This is a genomic window from Stenotrophomonas sp. SI-NJAU-1, assembly GCF_020883215.1.
GTDB lineage: Bacteria > Pseudomonadota > Gammaproteobacteria > Xanthomonadales > Xanthomonadaceae > Stenotrophomonas > Stenotrophomonas indicatrix.
In genome coordinates this window covers 3,814,610-3,828,513 of sequence record NZ_CP086598.1, presented here as the reverse complement: position 1 = coordinate 3,828,513, position 13,904 = coordinate 3,814,610, and the positions used below count along the sequence as shown (strand labels likewise).

The following is a 13,904-nucleotide window of genomic DNA, read 5'->3' as shown; positions in this document are numbered from 1 at the left end:
CGCTACTGTCCGGGTGTCCGCGGACACCTTTCCGGACACTTTCATTAAGCGGACAGGAGGGGGCTGGCGGACACGCAGGCTAGAATGCGGCGACCGTCTTCAAGGAAATGCGTGACATGTGTGGAATCGTGGGTGCGATCGCCGGGCGCGACGTGGTGCCGCTGCTGATCGAAGGACTGAAGCGACTGGAATACCGCGGCTACGATTCCTCCGGCATCGCCGTGATCGATCAGGCCGAACGGCCCGAGGTGCGCCGCGTACGCCGCACCGGTCGTGTCTCGGAGATGGCCACTGCTGCCCAGGCTGAAGGCTTCAACGCCAGCCTCGGTATCGGCCACACCCGCTGGGCCACCCATGGTGGTGTCACCGAGGCGAACGCGCATCCGCACATCAGCCATGGCGTGGCGCTGGTGCACAACGGCATCATCGAGAACCATGAGGAGCAGCGCGAGAAGCTGCGCGCGCTGGGCTATACCTTCGAGTCGCAGACCGACACCGAAGTGATCGCCCACCTGATCCACCACCATCTGAAGAAGGGCGATGACCTGCTGGTCGCGCTGCAGCACACGGTGAAGGAACTGACCGGTGCCTATGCGCTGGCCGTGGTCAGCCGTGCCGAGCCGGAACGTTTCGTCTGTGCCCGCATGGGCTGCCCGCTGCTGGTGGGGCTGGGCGAGGGCGAGAACTTCGTGGCGTCCGATGTGTCGGCGGTGCTGTCGGCCACGCGCAAGGTGATCTTCCTGGAAGAGGGCGACACCGCCGAGATCCGCCGTGATGGCGTGAGCATCTTTGACGGCAACGATCAGCCGGTCGAGCGCGATGTGCATCTCTCCGATGTCTCGCTGGCCTCGCTGGAGCTGGGCCCGTACCGCCACTTCATGCAGAAGGAGATCCACGAGCAGCCGCGTGCGCTGGGCGACACCATCGAAGCGGCGATCGACGCTGGCGGCTTCCCGGCCGAACTGTTCGGCAAGAATGCCGAAGCGGTGCTGTCGGGTATCGAGGGCGTGCAGATCCTGGCCTGTGGCACCAGTTACTACTCGGGCCTGACCGCGCGCTACTGGATCGAGGCCATCGCCGGCCTGCCGTGCAGCGTGGAGATCGCCAGCGAGTACCGCTACCGCGCGGCCTACGCCAATCCGAGGCATCTGATCGTGACCATCTCCCAGTCCGGCGAAACGCTGGACACGATGGAAGCGCTGAAGTACGCCAAGTCGCTGGGGCACATGCACACGCTGTCGATCTGCAACGTGCCGGAAAGCGCGATTCCGCGCGCCAGCGAACTGGTCTGCTACACCCGTGCCGGCGCCGAGATCGGTGTGGCCTCGACCAAAGCGTTCACCACCCAGCTGGCCGCGCTGTTCCAGCTGACCGTGGTGTTGGGCAAGCTGCATGGCCGCGTTGATGCCGCACAGGAAGCGGACTACCTGGAGCAGCTGCGTTTCCTGCCGGGCAGCGTGCAGCATGCGTTGAACATGGAACCGCAGATCGCCGCATGGGCCGAGCGCTTCGCACGCAAGAGCAGTGCGCTGTTCCTGGGCCGTGGCCTGCACTACCCGATCGCCCTGGAAGGCGCGCTCAAGCTGAAGGAAATCTCGTACATCCACGCCGAGGCGTACCCGGCCGGCGAGCTCAAGCACGGGCCGCTGGCGCTGGTGGACGAGGACATGCCGGTGGTGGTGATCGCGCCCAACGACAGCCTGCTGGAGAAGGTCAAATCCAACATGCAGCGTGCGCGTGGCGGCGAGCTGTTCGTGTTCGCCGACCAGGACAGCAACTTCAGCGAGTCCGAAGGCGTGCACGTGATCCGCACCCCGCGCCATGCCGGCGTGCTCAGCCCGGTGGTGCACACCATCCCGGTGCAGCTGCTGGCGTACCACACCGCGCTGGCGCGCGGCACCGACGTGGACAAACCGCGCAACCTGGCCAAGAGCGTGACGGTGGAGTAACACTCGGGTCCATTGGATGCTGCATGCGAAAGGGGCCCACGTGGCCCCTTTCGTTTACGACGGTGGCGCTTCCAAGTGGGACAGCTGCCGGGCTTTCTGTCCGCAGTCGGCAGCAGGCAATCAATCTTTAATGCGCGACATCGCCTGTATTCAGCGGCGGTTTCAGCCGCGGTGCCATTCTCTGGATCGTCAGTTGGTTCCTACGACGAACTGTCCCATCGATGCCGCTAGTGACCGATGGTCGCAGTCGTAGAATCGAGTTGACCGAGATCCGGGTTGAGCCGTTGAACCCCCTCGTTCGTGTTGCAGCACGACGTCTGCCGATCCATTCCAAGCGGCAGGTGGGTGCGCCAGACGTGCACTGAAAGGTCTGTTCCCGGGGAGGGGGCGAATCGGCAGAGCACACTTTTTTGACTTGAGTGACCTGCACCAGGAAACAAGAATGAACGTCCGCGAGCTCCTGCAATCCAAGAAAGAAGCTGTCATCACCATCGACACGGAAGACACGATCGGTGCCGCCGCGCACAAGATGAGCGCGAATAAAATCGCCGCACTGGTAGTGATGAAGGATGATGCCCCGGTCGGCATCATTTCCGAAAAGGACATCGTCCGCAGCCTGGCCGATGATGGCCCGCAGGCCGGTCGCCGGGTGATTTCCAGCCTGCCGTCCACCGGCCTGGAAGGCATCGCGCCGGACGCCACGTTGAAGCAGGCCATGTCGCTGATGACCTACTCGCGTCGTCGCCACCTGATGGTCACCGATGGCAACCAGCTGGTCGGCATCCTCAGCCTGGGTGACATCGTGAAGAACCTGCTGGGTGAGCTGGAGCTGGAAAAGGCCGTGTTGCAGGACATCTACATGGCGGCCCACTGAGGCCTGCGCTGTGTGATAAAACGAAGCCGGGCATTGCCCGGCTTCTTCGTTGGTAGCGCCGGGCCATGCCCGGTTTCATTCGTTGGTAGCGCCGGGCCATGCCCGGCGAGCGCGTAGCGCAGGAATCAGAAGCTGACCTTCACCGAGTCGGCGCTGTAGTTCGCCGGGCCGTGGTAGACGACCTCGATGTTGTTGCCATCCGGATCGAGCACGAAGGCGCCGTAGTAGCCGGGATGGTACGGGCGCTCGCCGGGCGCGCCGTTGTCCTTGCCGCCAGCCGCCAGCGCAGCGCTGTGGAAAGCATCGACGGTGGCGGTATCGCGTGCCTGGAACGCCAGATGGTGGCGACCGGTCAGCTGGCCGGCGGCGGCACGGCTGCTGGCGCTGGAAATGAACAGCTCGTCGGCCCAGAAGTAATCATCGCCTTCGCCGGCGATCGGGATGCCGATGGTGTCGAACACCGCCTGGTAGAAGCGGCGGCTGGCGGCCAGATCACGCACCACCAGCTGGATGTGGTCGATCAGGCGGCCACGGTGCAGTTCCATCGTTTCCATGCCAACCTCACAAAAAAGGGAACGGAGGGGATCAAGTCGCTCGCGGCACCATCGTGCCATGAATGTCGGCGCAAGGTCGCCGGGCATGGCCCGGCGCTACCGGAACGGGGCCCTTTCTGCCGGTCAGGCGTTGGCGATGATCTCGACCCAGTAGCCGTCCGGGTCCTTGATGAAGGCCAGGTTCTTCATGCGGCCGTCGGTCAGGCGCTTCTGGAAGGTCACACCCAGGTCTTCGAAACGCTGGCAGGCCGCCTCGATGTCCGGCACCGACACGCAGATGTGGCCGAAGCCGCGCGGGTCGCTGTTGCCGTCGTGGTAGACCGCGCCGTCCTGGGTTTCGGTGCCGTGGTTGTGGGTCAGTTCCAGCACGCCCGGCAGGCCGGCCATCCACAGGCGGCGGGCGTTGTCATCTTCCGGCACCGTGACGCCAGCGGGCACGTAGGCCAGGAAGTACAGGCTGAACTGGGCTTCGGCGAAGTCGCGCTTGTCGATCAACTGGTAGCCCAGCACGCGGGTGTAGAAGTCCAGCGAGGCGGTGGCGTCCTTGACCCGCAGCATGGTGTGGTTGAAGACGAAGCCGGTGGTCTCGGCCGCGGCCTGGGTGGTGACGCCGGGGACATCGCGCAGGGCGGGAATGGTCATGGGGGAGGTCCTTCAGACAGGGCCGTTGCCGGCCGGATGGGTGTCATTCTACGGGCCGGCAGCTGACGGCACCGCGACGTACAATGGCCGGATCGCACCGTTCCGTCCTGATGACCATTGCCCGCCATGTCGCAGCGTGAATGGGTGGCCGCCGCCATCCGCAAGATCGAAGCCGATTTCAACCGTTCCGCCGATACCCACCTGATTCCGCTGGCGCTGCCCGGGTTCGAGGGCATCGAGGTGTACCTGAAGGATGAATCGAGCCATCCCACCGGCAGCCTCAAGCACCGGCTGGCGCGTTCGCTTTTCCTGTATGCGCTGGCCAACGGCTGGCTGCGTGAAGGGCGGCCGGTGATCGAGGCCTCCAGCGGCTCCACCGCCGTTTCCGAGGCCTACTTCGCGCGCCTGCTCGGCCTGCCGTTCATCGCAGTGATGCCGGCCACGACGTCGCCGGAGAAGATTGCCGCGATCGAGTTCCACGGTGGCCGCTGCCATCTGGTCGAGCGCGCCTGCGACCTCAACTGCGATTCGGAAAAGCTGGCCCGCGAAACCGGCGGCCACTTCATGGACCAGTTCACCTATGCCGAGCGCGCTACCGACTGGCGTGCCAACAACAACATCGCCGAATCGATCTTCAAGCAGATGGCCGAGGAGCCCAGCCCGATTCCGGACTGGATCGTGTGCAGCCCTGGCACCGGCGGTACCGCAGCAACGCTCGGGCGCTACGTCAGCTATCGTCGGCATGACACCCGCATCCTGTGTGCGGACCCTGAAGTCTCGGTGTTCTACGATGGATACCAGGCTGCCCTGGCCGGCGGCAACGAGTGGCGCGGCATGACCTGCAACGGCGGTTCGCGGGTGGAAGGCATCGGCCGGCCGCGGGTGGAGTCCAGCTTCATCCCGACCAGCGTCGATGCCATGGTGAAGGTGCCCGACGCCTTGAGCCTGGCCGCGATGCGCCACGTCAGCCGCCAGCTGGGACGCCGCGTCGGTGGTTCCACCGGCACCAATTTCATCGGCGTGCTGCAGGCTGCGCAGTGGATGCGCGAGGCCGGCCGCCAAGGCAGCATCGTCAGCATTCTGTGCGACAGCGGTGATCGCTACGCGCACAGCTATTACGACCCGGCCTGGTATGTGCGGCAGGGAATCGATGTGGACGCTGCCGACGCGCAGGTAGCGGCGGCGGTGGCCGGGCAGGGCCTGCCTGGATTGCCGTGGTGCAGCCTGGAAGCACTGTAAGCCCGTCAGGCATCCGCCGGGCATGGCCCGGCGCTACCAGGACAGGTCGGCAGCGCCGGGCCATGCCCGGCGAGCGCAGCGGCGCATTGGATCGCGCTCAATACCCCGCGGCCATGAAGGCCTCCAGCACCGCATCGCGCAGGGCATCGGGCAGGGCCTCGATCTCCACGGCGCGGTCGTCCAGGTGCAGGCGCGGGTCCAGGCTGCTGGCCCGGCCCTGGGCCAGGGCCTGCAGCCACAGCAGCACGCAGATGACGAACTCGCGCTCGTGGCCCAGCCGCACCTGGCTGGCACCGCGCTCGATCACTTCGAACGGATACCATTCCTGCTCGTCGCTGAACCTGCCGCCCTGGCGCTGCAGTGCCTGCAACTGCTGGAGGTGGCGCGGCGCATCATCGCCCGCATCGCACAGCGCGGCGATCCAGGCCAGTTCAGTCGGGCTGGCCGACAGCGCCAGCGACGGTGAACGTACTGCGGATGGAGCTGGAGCCAGACCTTCCATGTGGGGCCTCCTCGATACGTTCCGCTGCGGTCTCCCCCGCGCCGCAAGCTTCAGCCGGCGGCCGTCAGGCCGACGTGAACAATGGCCCGCCGCCCCTTGTCTGTCGGCCCGGCCAACGCCATATCGATCTGGCTGCCCGCGCTGCCGGGCCCGTACCCTGGAGACCTGCCGTGACCGTTGCCAACCCCCTGCTCGATTTTTCCGGCCTGCCGCGCTTCGAGGCGATCCGCCCCGAGCATGTGGCGCCGGCGCTGGACGTGCTGCTGGCGCAGGCCGAAGCAGCGGTCAGCGCTGCCGAGCAGGTGCAGCCGGTAACCTGGCAGACCTTCGTCACCCCGCTGGACGACGCCACCGAACGCCTTTGGCGCGCCTGGGGCCTGGTGGGCCACCTGCAGGGCGTGGTCAACACGCCGGAGCTGCGTGAGGCCTACAACAGCAACCTGCCGCGGGTGACCCGCTTTGCCAGTGCGCTGGGCCAGAACCTGGCGTTGTACCGCCAGTACCAGGCGCTGGCGGCCAGCACCGAAGCGGCCGGTTTCGATGAGGCGCGCCGCAAGGTGCTGGACAACACCCTGCGTGATTTCCGCCTCGGCGGTGCTGAACTGGATGCGGACGCGCAGCAGCGTTTTTCCGCCATCAAGGAGGAACTATCGGCGCTGTCGGCGAAGTTCTCGCAGAACGTGCTCGACGCCACCGATGCGTGGTCGCTGATCGTCGAAGACCCGGCGCGCCTGGCCGGCGTGCCGGACGACGTGAAGGCTGCTGCACGCGCCGCTGCGGAAAAAGACGGCAAGGCAGGCTGGAAGCTGACCCTGCAGATGCCGTGCTACCTGCCGGTGCAGACCTGGGGCGAGGACCGCGACCTGCGCGAGATCCTGTACCGCGCCAGCGCGCAACGCGCCTCCGAGTTCGGCGACGATGCGCTGGACAACGGCGGCAACATCGATCGCATCCTTGCACTGCGTGCCGAGCTGGCCGCGCTGCTGGGCTTTGATTCCTACGCCGATTATTCGGTGGCCACCAAGATGGCCAGCGACCCCGCCGAAGTGCTGGGCTTCCTGCGTGACCTGGCGGCGCGCGCCAAGCCGTTCGCCGCCAAGGACCGCGCCGAGCTGGAGCAGTTCGCCCGCGAGCATCTCGGTATCGACAGCCTGCAGGCCTGGGATCTGGCGTTCGCCGCCGACCGCCTGAAGCAGGCGCGTTACAGCTACTCCGAGCAGGAAGTGAAGCAGTATTTCACCGAACCGAAGGTACTCGGCGGCCTGTTCTCGGTGATCGAGCAGTTGTACGGCCTTCGGGTGCAGGAAGACAGTGCGCCGGTCTGGCATGAGGACGTGCGCTTCTTCCGCCTGGTGGATGCGCAGGGCGCCCTGGTGGGCCAGTTCTACCTGGACCTGTACGCCCGCGAGGGCAAGCGCGGCGGCGCCTGGATGGATGATTGCCGCAACCGCCGCGAGCGCGCCGATGGCAGCGTGCAGACGCCGCTGGTGTACCTGGTGTGCAACTTCGGCCGGGGTGCCGATGGCAAGCCGGCAACCTTCAGCCACAATGAAGTGACCACGCTGTTCCATGAAATGGGCCATGGCCTGCATCAGCTGCTGACCCGCATCGGCGAACTGGGCGTGGCCGGCATCAACGGCGTGGAGTGGGATGCGGTGGAGCTGCCCAGCCAGTTCATGGAGAACTTCTGCTGGGAGTGGGACCACCTGCAGGGCATGACCTCGCATGTGGAAACCGGCGAGCCGCTGCCGCGCGACCTGTACGAGCGCATGCTGGCCGCACGCAACTTCCACAGTGGCATGGCCACCGTGCGCCAGTTGGAATTCGGTCTGTTCGACATGCTGCTGCACAGCCAGTTCGAGGCGGCGCAGGACAGCGTGCTGGCACTGCTTGAGCGGGTGCGTGCGGAAGTGGCGGTGAACCACCCGCCGAGCTGGAATCGCTTCCCGCACCAGTTCAGCCATATCTTCGCCGGTGGCTATGCCGCCGGTTACTACAGCTACAAGTGGGCCGAAGTATTGAGCGCCGATGCCTACGCCGCGTTCGAGGAAGCACCGCAGGCGCTGGCCGCAACCGGCGCGCGTTTCCGCGACGAGGTGCTGTCGCGCGGCGGCAGTCGCCCGGCCGCCGAGAACTTCAAGGCCTTCCGCGGCCGTGCGCCGCAGATCGACGCGCTGCTGCGCCATTCGGGCATGGCGTAAGCAGATTGCCGCCATCCACGCATGGCGTGGATCTACCGGAATGCTCCGGCATGGCGTAAACGCAAAAAAGGGCAGCGCTCCGGTAGCGCCGGGCCATGCCCGGCGAGCACGTAGCGCGGCGTAGGAAAGCCGCCGGGCATGGCCCGGCGCTACCGGGGCGTCCCGCTTTCACTCGGCGTAGATCATCTTCCGGGTCATGCCGCCGTCGACGATGAAGTCCTGGCCGGTGCTGAAGCCGGACAACGAGGACAGCAGGTACACCGCCAGTGCGCCGATGTCCTCGGGTTCGCCAACGCGGCCAACCGGATGCTGGGCGTGGTCGGTGGCCGAGTACTGCGGCACGTGCCGGCGTGCCGGCGCCTGCCAGGCATCGGTGCTGATCCAGCCGGGGCTGATGCTGTTCACCCGCACCGCCGGTCCCGCACTGATGGCCAGTGCATGGGTGAAGGCCACCAGCCCGCCCTTGGCCGCAGCGTAGGCTTCGCTGTGCGCCTCGGACTGCCAGGCGCGCGTCGATGCGATGTTGATGATCGCGCCTGCGTCGGCCGACAACGCCGGCAATGCGTGCTTGCTGCACAGGAACGCGCCATGCAGCGATGACAGCCGGCGCTGCCATTCTTCCCAGTCCATGTCCTGCAGCAGGGTGCCGTGCGGCCCGGCGATGCCGGCATTGTTGACCAGGCCGTCGATGCGCCCGAAGCGTTGCAGGGCCGCCGCGATGAAGTCGCGCACGCTGCTTTCGTCGGTGATGTCCAGCCGCTGGAACGCGGCATCATCGCCGCGCTGCCATTCGGCCAGGCAGGCCTGGCCCGCCTCTACGTCCAGATCGCCGATCAGCACACGGCCGCCGGCCCCGAGCACCGCCTGGGCGATGCCGCGGCCGATGCCGTTGGCACCGCCGGTGACCAGCACCACCCTGCCGTGCAGCGGCGCAGCCGGCCAGGTGGCAATCGGCGGCACCGTGCTCATGACAGGTCATCGCCGCGCAGGCGACGGTGCCAGCCCTCGACACCGATCCGGTCCAGGGTCTGGATGTTGCGCTCGACGATCACGTCCGGGTCCGGGTAGACATCCACCGCGCGTGCCACGCTGTCTTCGCGCAGCAGGTGCAGGGTGGGGTAGGGCGCGCGGTTGGTGTAGTTGCTGGCGTCATCGGCGGCGACGCCATCGAACTGGTAGTCCGGATGGAAGCTGGCCACCTGCAGGATGCCCTGCAGGTCCAGCGCCTCGATCGCCGCATCGGCGTTGTCGAGGAAGTCGTTGTAGTCGAGGAAGTCGGTCAGTACCTGCGGATGCACGATCAGGGTCGTATCGATCTGCTCGGCCGGCGTGTCGCGCAGCAGCACCAGTTCCTCGGCCAGTTCTTCCACCAGGGCTTCGGGTGTGGTCGCGTCGCTCAGCACGATGCGGACCTGGTCCTTCACGTACACCGCCTTGGCGAACGGGCACAGGTTCAGGCCGATGACGATGCGCTCCAGCCACAGGCGGGTGGCGGCGATCGGGTCATCGGTGGGCAGGGGGGTGTCGGTCATGGCGGGCGCATCGGCTGGCGGGGGTGGCCATTGTAGGCGGGCCGCTGCAGGGGCGCCGTTCACTGTGCAGGAACTGGACAACGGCGATGCTGGAAATTCCCATCGATTCAATCCCTTGCCGATATCACGCCAATGGCCGATTGCCGACGCTGCGGGCCAAGCGTGCAATGGCGGCACGACACAGGAGGACTTTTCATGACTGCATCTTCCCCATGGCTGCCGGACGCACTCTGGTCAGGCGCCTTCTTCGACGGTCAATGGAGCGCCGCTGCACAGCGCCAGCCGGTGATCGAGCCCGCCACCGGGCACTCGCTTGGCGAGATCGGCCTGGCCGATGCGGCGCAGGTCGCACGTTCGGCGGCCGCGGCGGCGCAGGCACAACAGGTATGGGCGGCAGCGCCGTACGAACGGCGCGCCGAGGTGCTGCGCAAGGCTGCACGCCTGGCCGAAGAAAACATCGATACGCTGGTCGACTGGCTGGTCCGCGAAAGTGGCTCCACCCGCCTGAAGGCCGGTTTCGAGGCCAAGGTGACCATCAAGGCGCTGCATGAGGCCGCCGCGCTGCCTTCGCGCAGCGTGGGTGAGATCCTGCCGTCCGAGCCTGGGCGGCTGAACCTGGCGCGGCGCCGTCCGCTGGGTGTGGTGGGGGTGATCTCTCCGTTCAATTTCCCGCTGTACCTGGCGATGCGCGCGGTGGCGCCGGCGATCGCGCTCGGCAATGCCGTGGTGCTCAAGCCGGACCCGCGCACGGCGGTGTGTGGTGGTGCGGTGATCGCACGCCTGTTCGAGCAGGCTGGTCTTCCGCAGGGTGTGCTGCAGATGTTGCCCGGCGACGGCGCCGCCGGTGCCGCGCTGACCAGCGACCCGCATGTGGCGATGATCCAGTTCACCGGCTCGACGGCGGCCGGACGCAAGGTTGGCGAAGCCGCCGGCAAGCACCTGAAAAAGGTGTCGCTGGAGCTGGGCGGCAAGAACGCGCTGATCATCCTTGACGATGCGGATCTCGACCTGGCCGTGGCCAACACCGCCTGGGGCGTGTACCTGCACCAGGGCCAGATCTGCATGGCCACCGGCCGTGTGCTGGTACAGCGCAGCATCCACCAGGCCTTCCTGCAGAAGCTGGTGGCCAAGGCGAAGTCGCTGAAGGTGGGTGACCCGGCACGCGAGGATGTTGCGCTGGGTCCACTGATCAATGCCGCGCAACGCGACCATGCAGCGCGTGTGGTCGACGACGCGGTGAAGGCGGGTGCCACGCTTGAAACCGGCGGCACCCACCAGGACCTGTTCTTCGCACCCACCGTGCTCGGCAACGTCAGTGTCGACAATCCGGCGTTCAACGAAGAGATCTTCGCGCCGGTAGCGGTGGTGGTGCCGTTCGATGACGACGACGAAGCCGTGCGCCTGGCCAATGACAGCGAGTACGGCCTGTCGATGGCGATCGTCTCCCGCAATGTCGGCCGCGCGCTGAAGCTGGGCGAGCGCCTGCGCACCGGTCTGCTGCACATCAACGACCAGACCGTGAACGACGATGTCATCAATCCCTTCGGCGGGGTAGGGGCGTCCGGCAACGGCACCAGCATCGGCGGCCCGTCCAACGTGGAGGAATTCACCCAGTGGCAATGGATGACGGTCAAGGGCGAAGCCCCGGCCTATCCCATCTGATCGAGGAGAACGCAACGATGAGCAGCAACAGTGGATCGCGTGACATCACCGCAGCGGTGGTGCGCGGCAAGGAACAGCCCTTTGTCATCGAGCAGGCGCGCCTGCGCGGCCCGCAGGACGACGAAGTGCTGGTGAAGATCGTAGCGACCGGCCTGTGCCATACCGATCTGATCGTGCGCGACCAGTACTATCCGGTGCCGCTGCCGGCGGTGCTGGGCCATGAGGGTGCGGGCATCGTCGAAGCGGTCGGCCCCAATGTGCGCGAACTGAAGGCCGGCGACCATGTCGTGCTGACCTACGGCCAATGCGGCCACTGCAATCCCTGTCGTGGTGGCCACGGTGCGTACTGCCGCGATTTCTTCGCGCTGAATTTCGGTGGTGATGATGGCCACGGCCATACCGCCATCACCGATGCACAGGGCCAACCGCTGCACGATCACTTCTTTGCGCAGTCGTCGTTCGCCACGTTTGCGCTGGCGCGCGAGATCAATGCGATCAAGGTGCCTGACGATGCGCCGCTGGAGCTGCTCGGTCCGCTGGGCTGCGGCATCCAGACCGGTGCAGGTGCGGTGCTCAACTCGCTGCAGGTGCGATCAGGCAGCAGCTTCGCCAGCTATGGCGCCGGTGCGGTCGGCCTGAGTGCGGTGATGGCGGCCAAGGTCGCCGGTGCCACCACCATCATCGCCATCGACGTGGTGCCCTCGCGGTTGCAGCTGGCCATGGAGCTGGGCGCCACCCATGTGGTCAACAGCCGCGAGACCGACGTGATCGAGGCGGTGCGCGCGATCACCGGTGGTGGCGCCGATTTCGCGCTGGAATCGACCGGTCGCCCGGAAGTGCTGTCAGCCGGCATCGAAGCGCTCGGCGGGCTTGGCATGATGGGCGTGGTCGGTGCGCCGAAGCTGGGCACCACTGCCAGTTTCGATGTGAACAACCTGCTGCTGGGTGGCCGCAGCATCCGTGGCATTGTCGAGGGCGACAGCGTGCCGCAGGTGTTCATTCCGCAGCTGGTGACGCTGTACCAGCAGGGGCGCTTCCCGTTCGACAGGCTGGTGAAGTTCTATCCGCTGGAGCAGATCAACCAGGCGGCCGAGGACAGCACGCGGGGGATTACGCTGAAGCCGATTCTGCGGATCGCGGCGTGAGGTGAGGGTGGGGTGGGTTTGCAGGGCTGCGCCCTGCACCTGCCGAATCAACGGCAACGGCAACGGCAACGTCAACGTCAACGTCAACGGCAAAAGCGGGCATTCCGTGGGATGGCGGGGTGGGGCCGGTTGCGGGGGACGCTGCAAGTACGTCCATGTAAGCTCGGTCGCCGCTTGCTCGTGTGCGCTGTCCTGCGCACACGGCAAGGCCCGGGTTGGGCGTCCTGCCCAACCCGCCCGAGGCATGCCTCGGGCCCATGCGGCTCACGCCCCCGCAACCGGACCCACCCCGCCTTCGACAGGTTCCCGCTGCTGTTGGTGGGTGCTGACCGTTGGTCGGCACGCGGCTGTTGGTGGGTGTCGACCTTGGTCGACGCGTAGATCCACGCCATGCGTGGATGAATGCCCGACGAAAATGGAAACGCTCCGTTGTTGGCATGTAACGCGGTCATGGCGTGTGCGGGTGTACGCTGCATGCATGATGGCCACGACAGTCGGGCAACAGCAGCTGGTGGCGGCTCGGGCCGCCTTCGCCGAGGGCGACGTGCAGTCGCTGGCGATGCTGCCCTTGCCGTTGCAGCAGTCCTGGCAGCGCTCGCATGCGGCGGGTGTGCGCCCCGGGCAGGAGCCGTATTACCCGCCGTTGCAGGGCAATGGACACCGCTTGGAGTCCCGCGATGACCGCCGCCTGGCGCGTTGCGTGCAGCCGGAACTGGAGCAGTTGTGGGCCGCGTTTGGTGCGCGTGGATGGACGATGTTCTGCGCCAACCGCGACGGCATGGTGATCGTGCATCGCGCCCATGGCCTGGAAGATGCAGCGCTGCTGCGGCCGATCCAGGTGGGCCGGCGGCTGGGCGAGGCCGAGATCGGCACCACCGCGCCTGCGGTCAGCCTGGCCGACGACCTGCCCGCGCTGGTACGCGGCAATGAACACTATCTGCAGCGGTTCGCCCCCGTGTTCTGCCTGAGTGAGCCGCTGCATGACCTGCAGGGGCAGGTCTGCGGTGCGATCGACATCACTGGGCTGGGGGAACGCGATCCGGCGTTGCTGCAGGGCTATTTCCGGCAGGCAGCGCTGGCCATCGAGAACCGCTTGATCCACACGCTCAGCGATGTGCATCTGCTGGCGGTGCAGCATGATCTGCGCTGGTTGGCATCACCGCTGCAGGGCCTATTGGCGGTGCAGGAAGACGGCCAGTTGCTTTGCGCCAATCGTGTCGCCCGGCGCCTGCTCGGCCTGCCGCGGCGTGGGCCGCTGCCGCTGATTTCGCTGGACACGCTGTTTGCCGGCGCCAGCGCAGCACAGCGACGTCGACTGCTGCAGCCCGGCCCTGCGCATCGGGTGCGACTGGGCGAGGGCAGTGCGGTCCATCTGCAGCATCTGCAGGCACCGCGCGCCGCACGGACACGTTCACCGGCGAGGGCCGCAGCGCCCATGCAGGCGGCACCATTGCGTGACCAGCAGCGCGATGCGGCAAGGCGAGCTGCCCATACCGCCGACGGCAACCTCAGCCTCGCCGCACGCCAGCTCGGCATCTCGCGGACAACGCTGTACAAACTGCTGCGCGAGTGAGGCCGGCCACCGAGGCCGGCGCTACATCGCG

12 protein-coding genes are annotated in these 13,904 nt (G+C 66.7%); 7 read left to right on the top strand and 5 right to left on the bottom strand.

The window, feature by feature from the left end; all coding sequences use genetic code 11:
- The first annotated feature begins 116 nt into the window (after positions 1–116).
- Both glmS and LMF57_RS17335 read left to right on the top strand, forming a co-directional pair.
- Positions 117–1,949, top strand: coding sequence for a glutamine--fructose-6-phosphate transaminase (isomerizing) (gene glmS / locus LMF57_RS17340; protein WP_229290286.1), 1,833 nt, complete (start codon positions 117–119; stop codon positions 1,947–1,949).
- Between the two features lie 442 nt (positions 1,950–2,391).
- A complete protein-coding gene (locus LMF57_RS17335; protein WP_049467102.1) occupies positions 2,392–2,823 on the top strand; it encodes a CBS domain-containing protein in 432 nt (143 codons plus the stop codon).
- A gap of 125 nt (positions 2,824–2,948) precedes the next feature.
- Here LMF57_RS17335 and LMF57_RS17330 read toward each other — a convergent pair whose 3' ends face one another.
- Both LMF57_RS17330 and gloA read right to left on the bottom strand, forming a co-directional pair.
- Positions 2,949–3,377 carry a VOC family protein gene (locus LMF57_RS17330; RefSeq protein WP_117311436.1) on the bottom strand — a complete coding sequence of 143 codons (429 nt, stop codon included), beginning with the start codon at positions 3,375–3,377 and terminating at the stop codon, positions 2,949–2,951.
- 123 nt (positions 3,378–3,500) lie between these two features.
- Complete coding sequence (gene gloA, locus LMF57_RS17325) at positions 3,501–4,019, bottom strand: lactoylglutathione lyase (protein WP_117311435.1); 519 nt, start codon at positions 4,017–4,019, stop codon at positions 3,501–3,503.
- Between the two features lie 126 nt (positions 4,020–4,145).
- Here gloA and LMF57_RS17320 point away from each other — a divergent pair, with 126 nt between their 5' ends.
- Positions 4,146–5,258: a PLP-dependent cysteine synthase family protein gene (locus LMF57_RS17320; RefSeq protein WP_025877326.1), complete on the top strand. Its 1,113-nt coding sequence runs from the start codon at positions 4,146–4,148 to the stop codon at positions 5,256–5,258.
- A 97-nt stretch (positions 5,259–5,355) separates the two neighbouring features.
- Here LMF57_RS17320 and LMF57_RS17315 read toward each other — a convergent pair whose 3' ends face one another.
- Complete coding sequence (locus tag LMF57_RS17315; RefSeq protein ID WP_223496636.1) at positions 5,356–5,760, bottom strand: hypothetical protein; 405 nt, start codon at positions 5,758–5,760, stop codon at positions 5,356–5,358.
- 170 nt (positions 5,761–5,930) lie between these two features.
- On the opposite strand from LMF57_RS17315, the gene LMF57_RS17310 reads away from it, so the two are divergent.
- Positions 5,931–7,961: a M3 family metallopeptidase gene (locus tag LMF57_RS17310; RefSeq protein WP_229290285.1), complete on the top strand. Its 2,031-nt coding sequence runs from the start codon at positions 5,931–5,933 to the stop codon at positions 7,959–7,961.
- Positions 7,962–8,129: 168 nt separating this feature from the next.
- On the opposite strand, the gene LMF57_RS17305 is transcribed toward LMF57_RS17310, so the two are convergent.
- Both LMF57_RS17305 and LMF57_RS17300 read right to left on the bottom strand, forming a co-directional pair.
- The gene (locus LMF57_RS17305) at positions 8,130–8,930 is read right to left on the bottom strand and encodes an SDR family oxidoreductase (protein WP_229290284.1); all 801 of its coding nucleotides are present in this window, start codon (positions 8,928–8,930) and stop codon (positions 8,130–8,132) included.
- A complete protein-coding gene (locus tag LMF57_RS17300) occupies positions 8,927–9,493 on the bottom strand; it encodes a DUF1415 domain-containing protein (protein ID WP_025877318.1) in 567 nt (188 codons plus the stop codon). The genes LMF57_RS17305 and LMF57_RS17300 overlap by 4 nt, the downstream gene beginning before the upstream one ends.
- A gap of 195 nt (positions 9,494–9,688) precedes the next feature.
- Here LMF57_RS17300 and LMF57_RS17295 point away from each other — a divergent pair, with 195 nt between their 5' ends.
- From LMF57_RS17295 to LMF57_RS17285, 3 genes are all read left to right on the top strand, one after another.
- Positions 9,689–11,155, top strand: a complete 1,467-nt coding sequence (locus LMF57_RS17295; RefSeq protein WP_229290283.1) for a benzaldehyde dehydrogenase — start codon at positions 9,689–9,691, stop codon at positions 11,153–11,155.
- A gap of 17 nt (positions 11,156–11,172) precedes the next feature.
- Positions 11,173–12,300, top strand: a complete 1,128-nt coding sequence (locus LMF57_RS17290; protein ID WP_025877316.1) for an NAD(P)-dependent alcohol dehydrogenase — start codon at positions 11,173–11,175, stop codon at positions 12,298–12,300.
- A gap of 481 nt (positions 12,301–12,781) precedes the next feature.
- On the top strand, positions 12,782–13,873 hold the full coding sequence (locus LMF57_RS17285; protein WP_229290282.1) for a helix-turn-helix domain-containing protein: 1,092 nt from the start codon (positions 12,782–12,784) through the stop codon (positions 13,871–13,873).
- The last annotated feature ends 31 nt before the right edge of the window (positions 13,874–13,904 follow it).

Coding starts and splice junctions, on each gene's coding strand:
- glmS (WP_229290286.1), top strand. CDS start 117: ATGTGTGGAATCGTGGGTGCGATCGCCGGGCGCGACGTGGTGCCGCTG.
- LMF57_RS17335 (WP_049467102.1), top strand. CDS start 2,392: ATGAACGTCCGCGAGCTCCTGCAATCCAAGAAAGAAGCTGTCATCACC.
- LMF57_RS17330 (WP_117311436.1), bottom strand. CDS start 3,377: ATGGAAACGATGGAACTGCACCGTGGCCGCCTGATCGACCACATCCAG.
- gloA (WP_117311435.1), bottom strand. CDS start 4,019: ATGACCATTCCCGCCCTGCGCGATGTCCCCGGCGTCACCACCCAGGCC.
- LMF57_RS17320 (WP_025877326.1), top strand. CDS start 4,146: ATGTCGCAGCGTGAATGGGTGGCCGCCGCCATCCGCAAGATCGAAGCC.
- LMF57_RS17315 (WP_223496636.1), bottom strand. CDS start 5,760: ATGGAAGGTCTGGCTCCAGCTCCATCCGCAGTACGTTCACCGTCGCTG.
- LMF57_RS17305 (WP_229290284.1), bottom strand. CDS start 8,930: ATGAGCACGGTGCCGCCGATTGCCACCTGGCCGGCTGCGCCGCTGCAC.
- LMF57_RS17300 (WP_025877318.1), bottom strand. CDS start 9,493: ATGACCGACACCCCCCTGCCCACCGATGACCCGATCGCCGCCACCCGC.
- LMF57_RS17295 (WP_229290283.1), top strand. CDS start 9,689: ATGACTGCATCTTCCCCATGGCTGCCGGACGCACTCTGGTCAGGCGCC.
- LMF57_RS17290 (WP_025877316.1), top strand. CDS start 11,173: ATGAGCAGCAACAGTGGATCGCGTGACATCACCGCAGCGGTGGTGCGC.
- LMF57_RS17285 (WP_229290282.1), top strand. CDS start 12,782: ATGGCCACGACAGTCGGGCAACAGCAGCTGGTGGCGGCTCGGGCCGCC.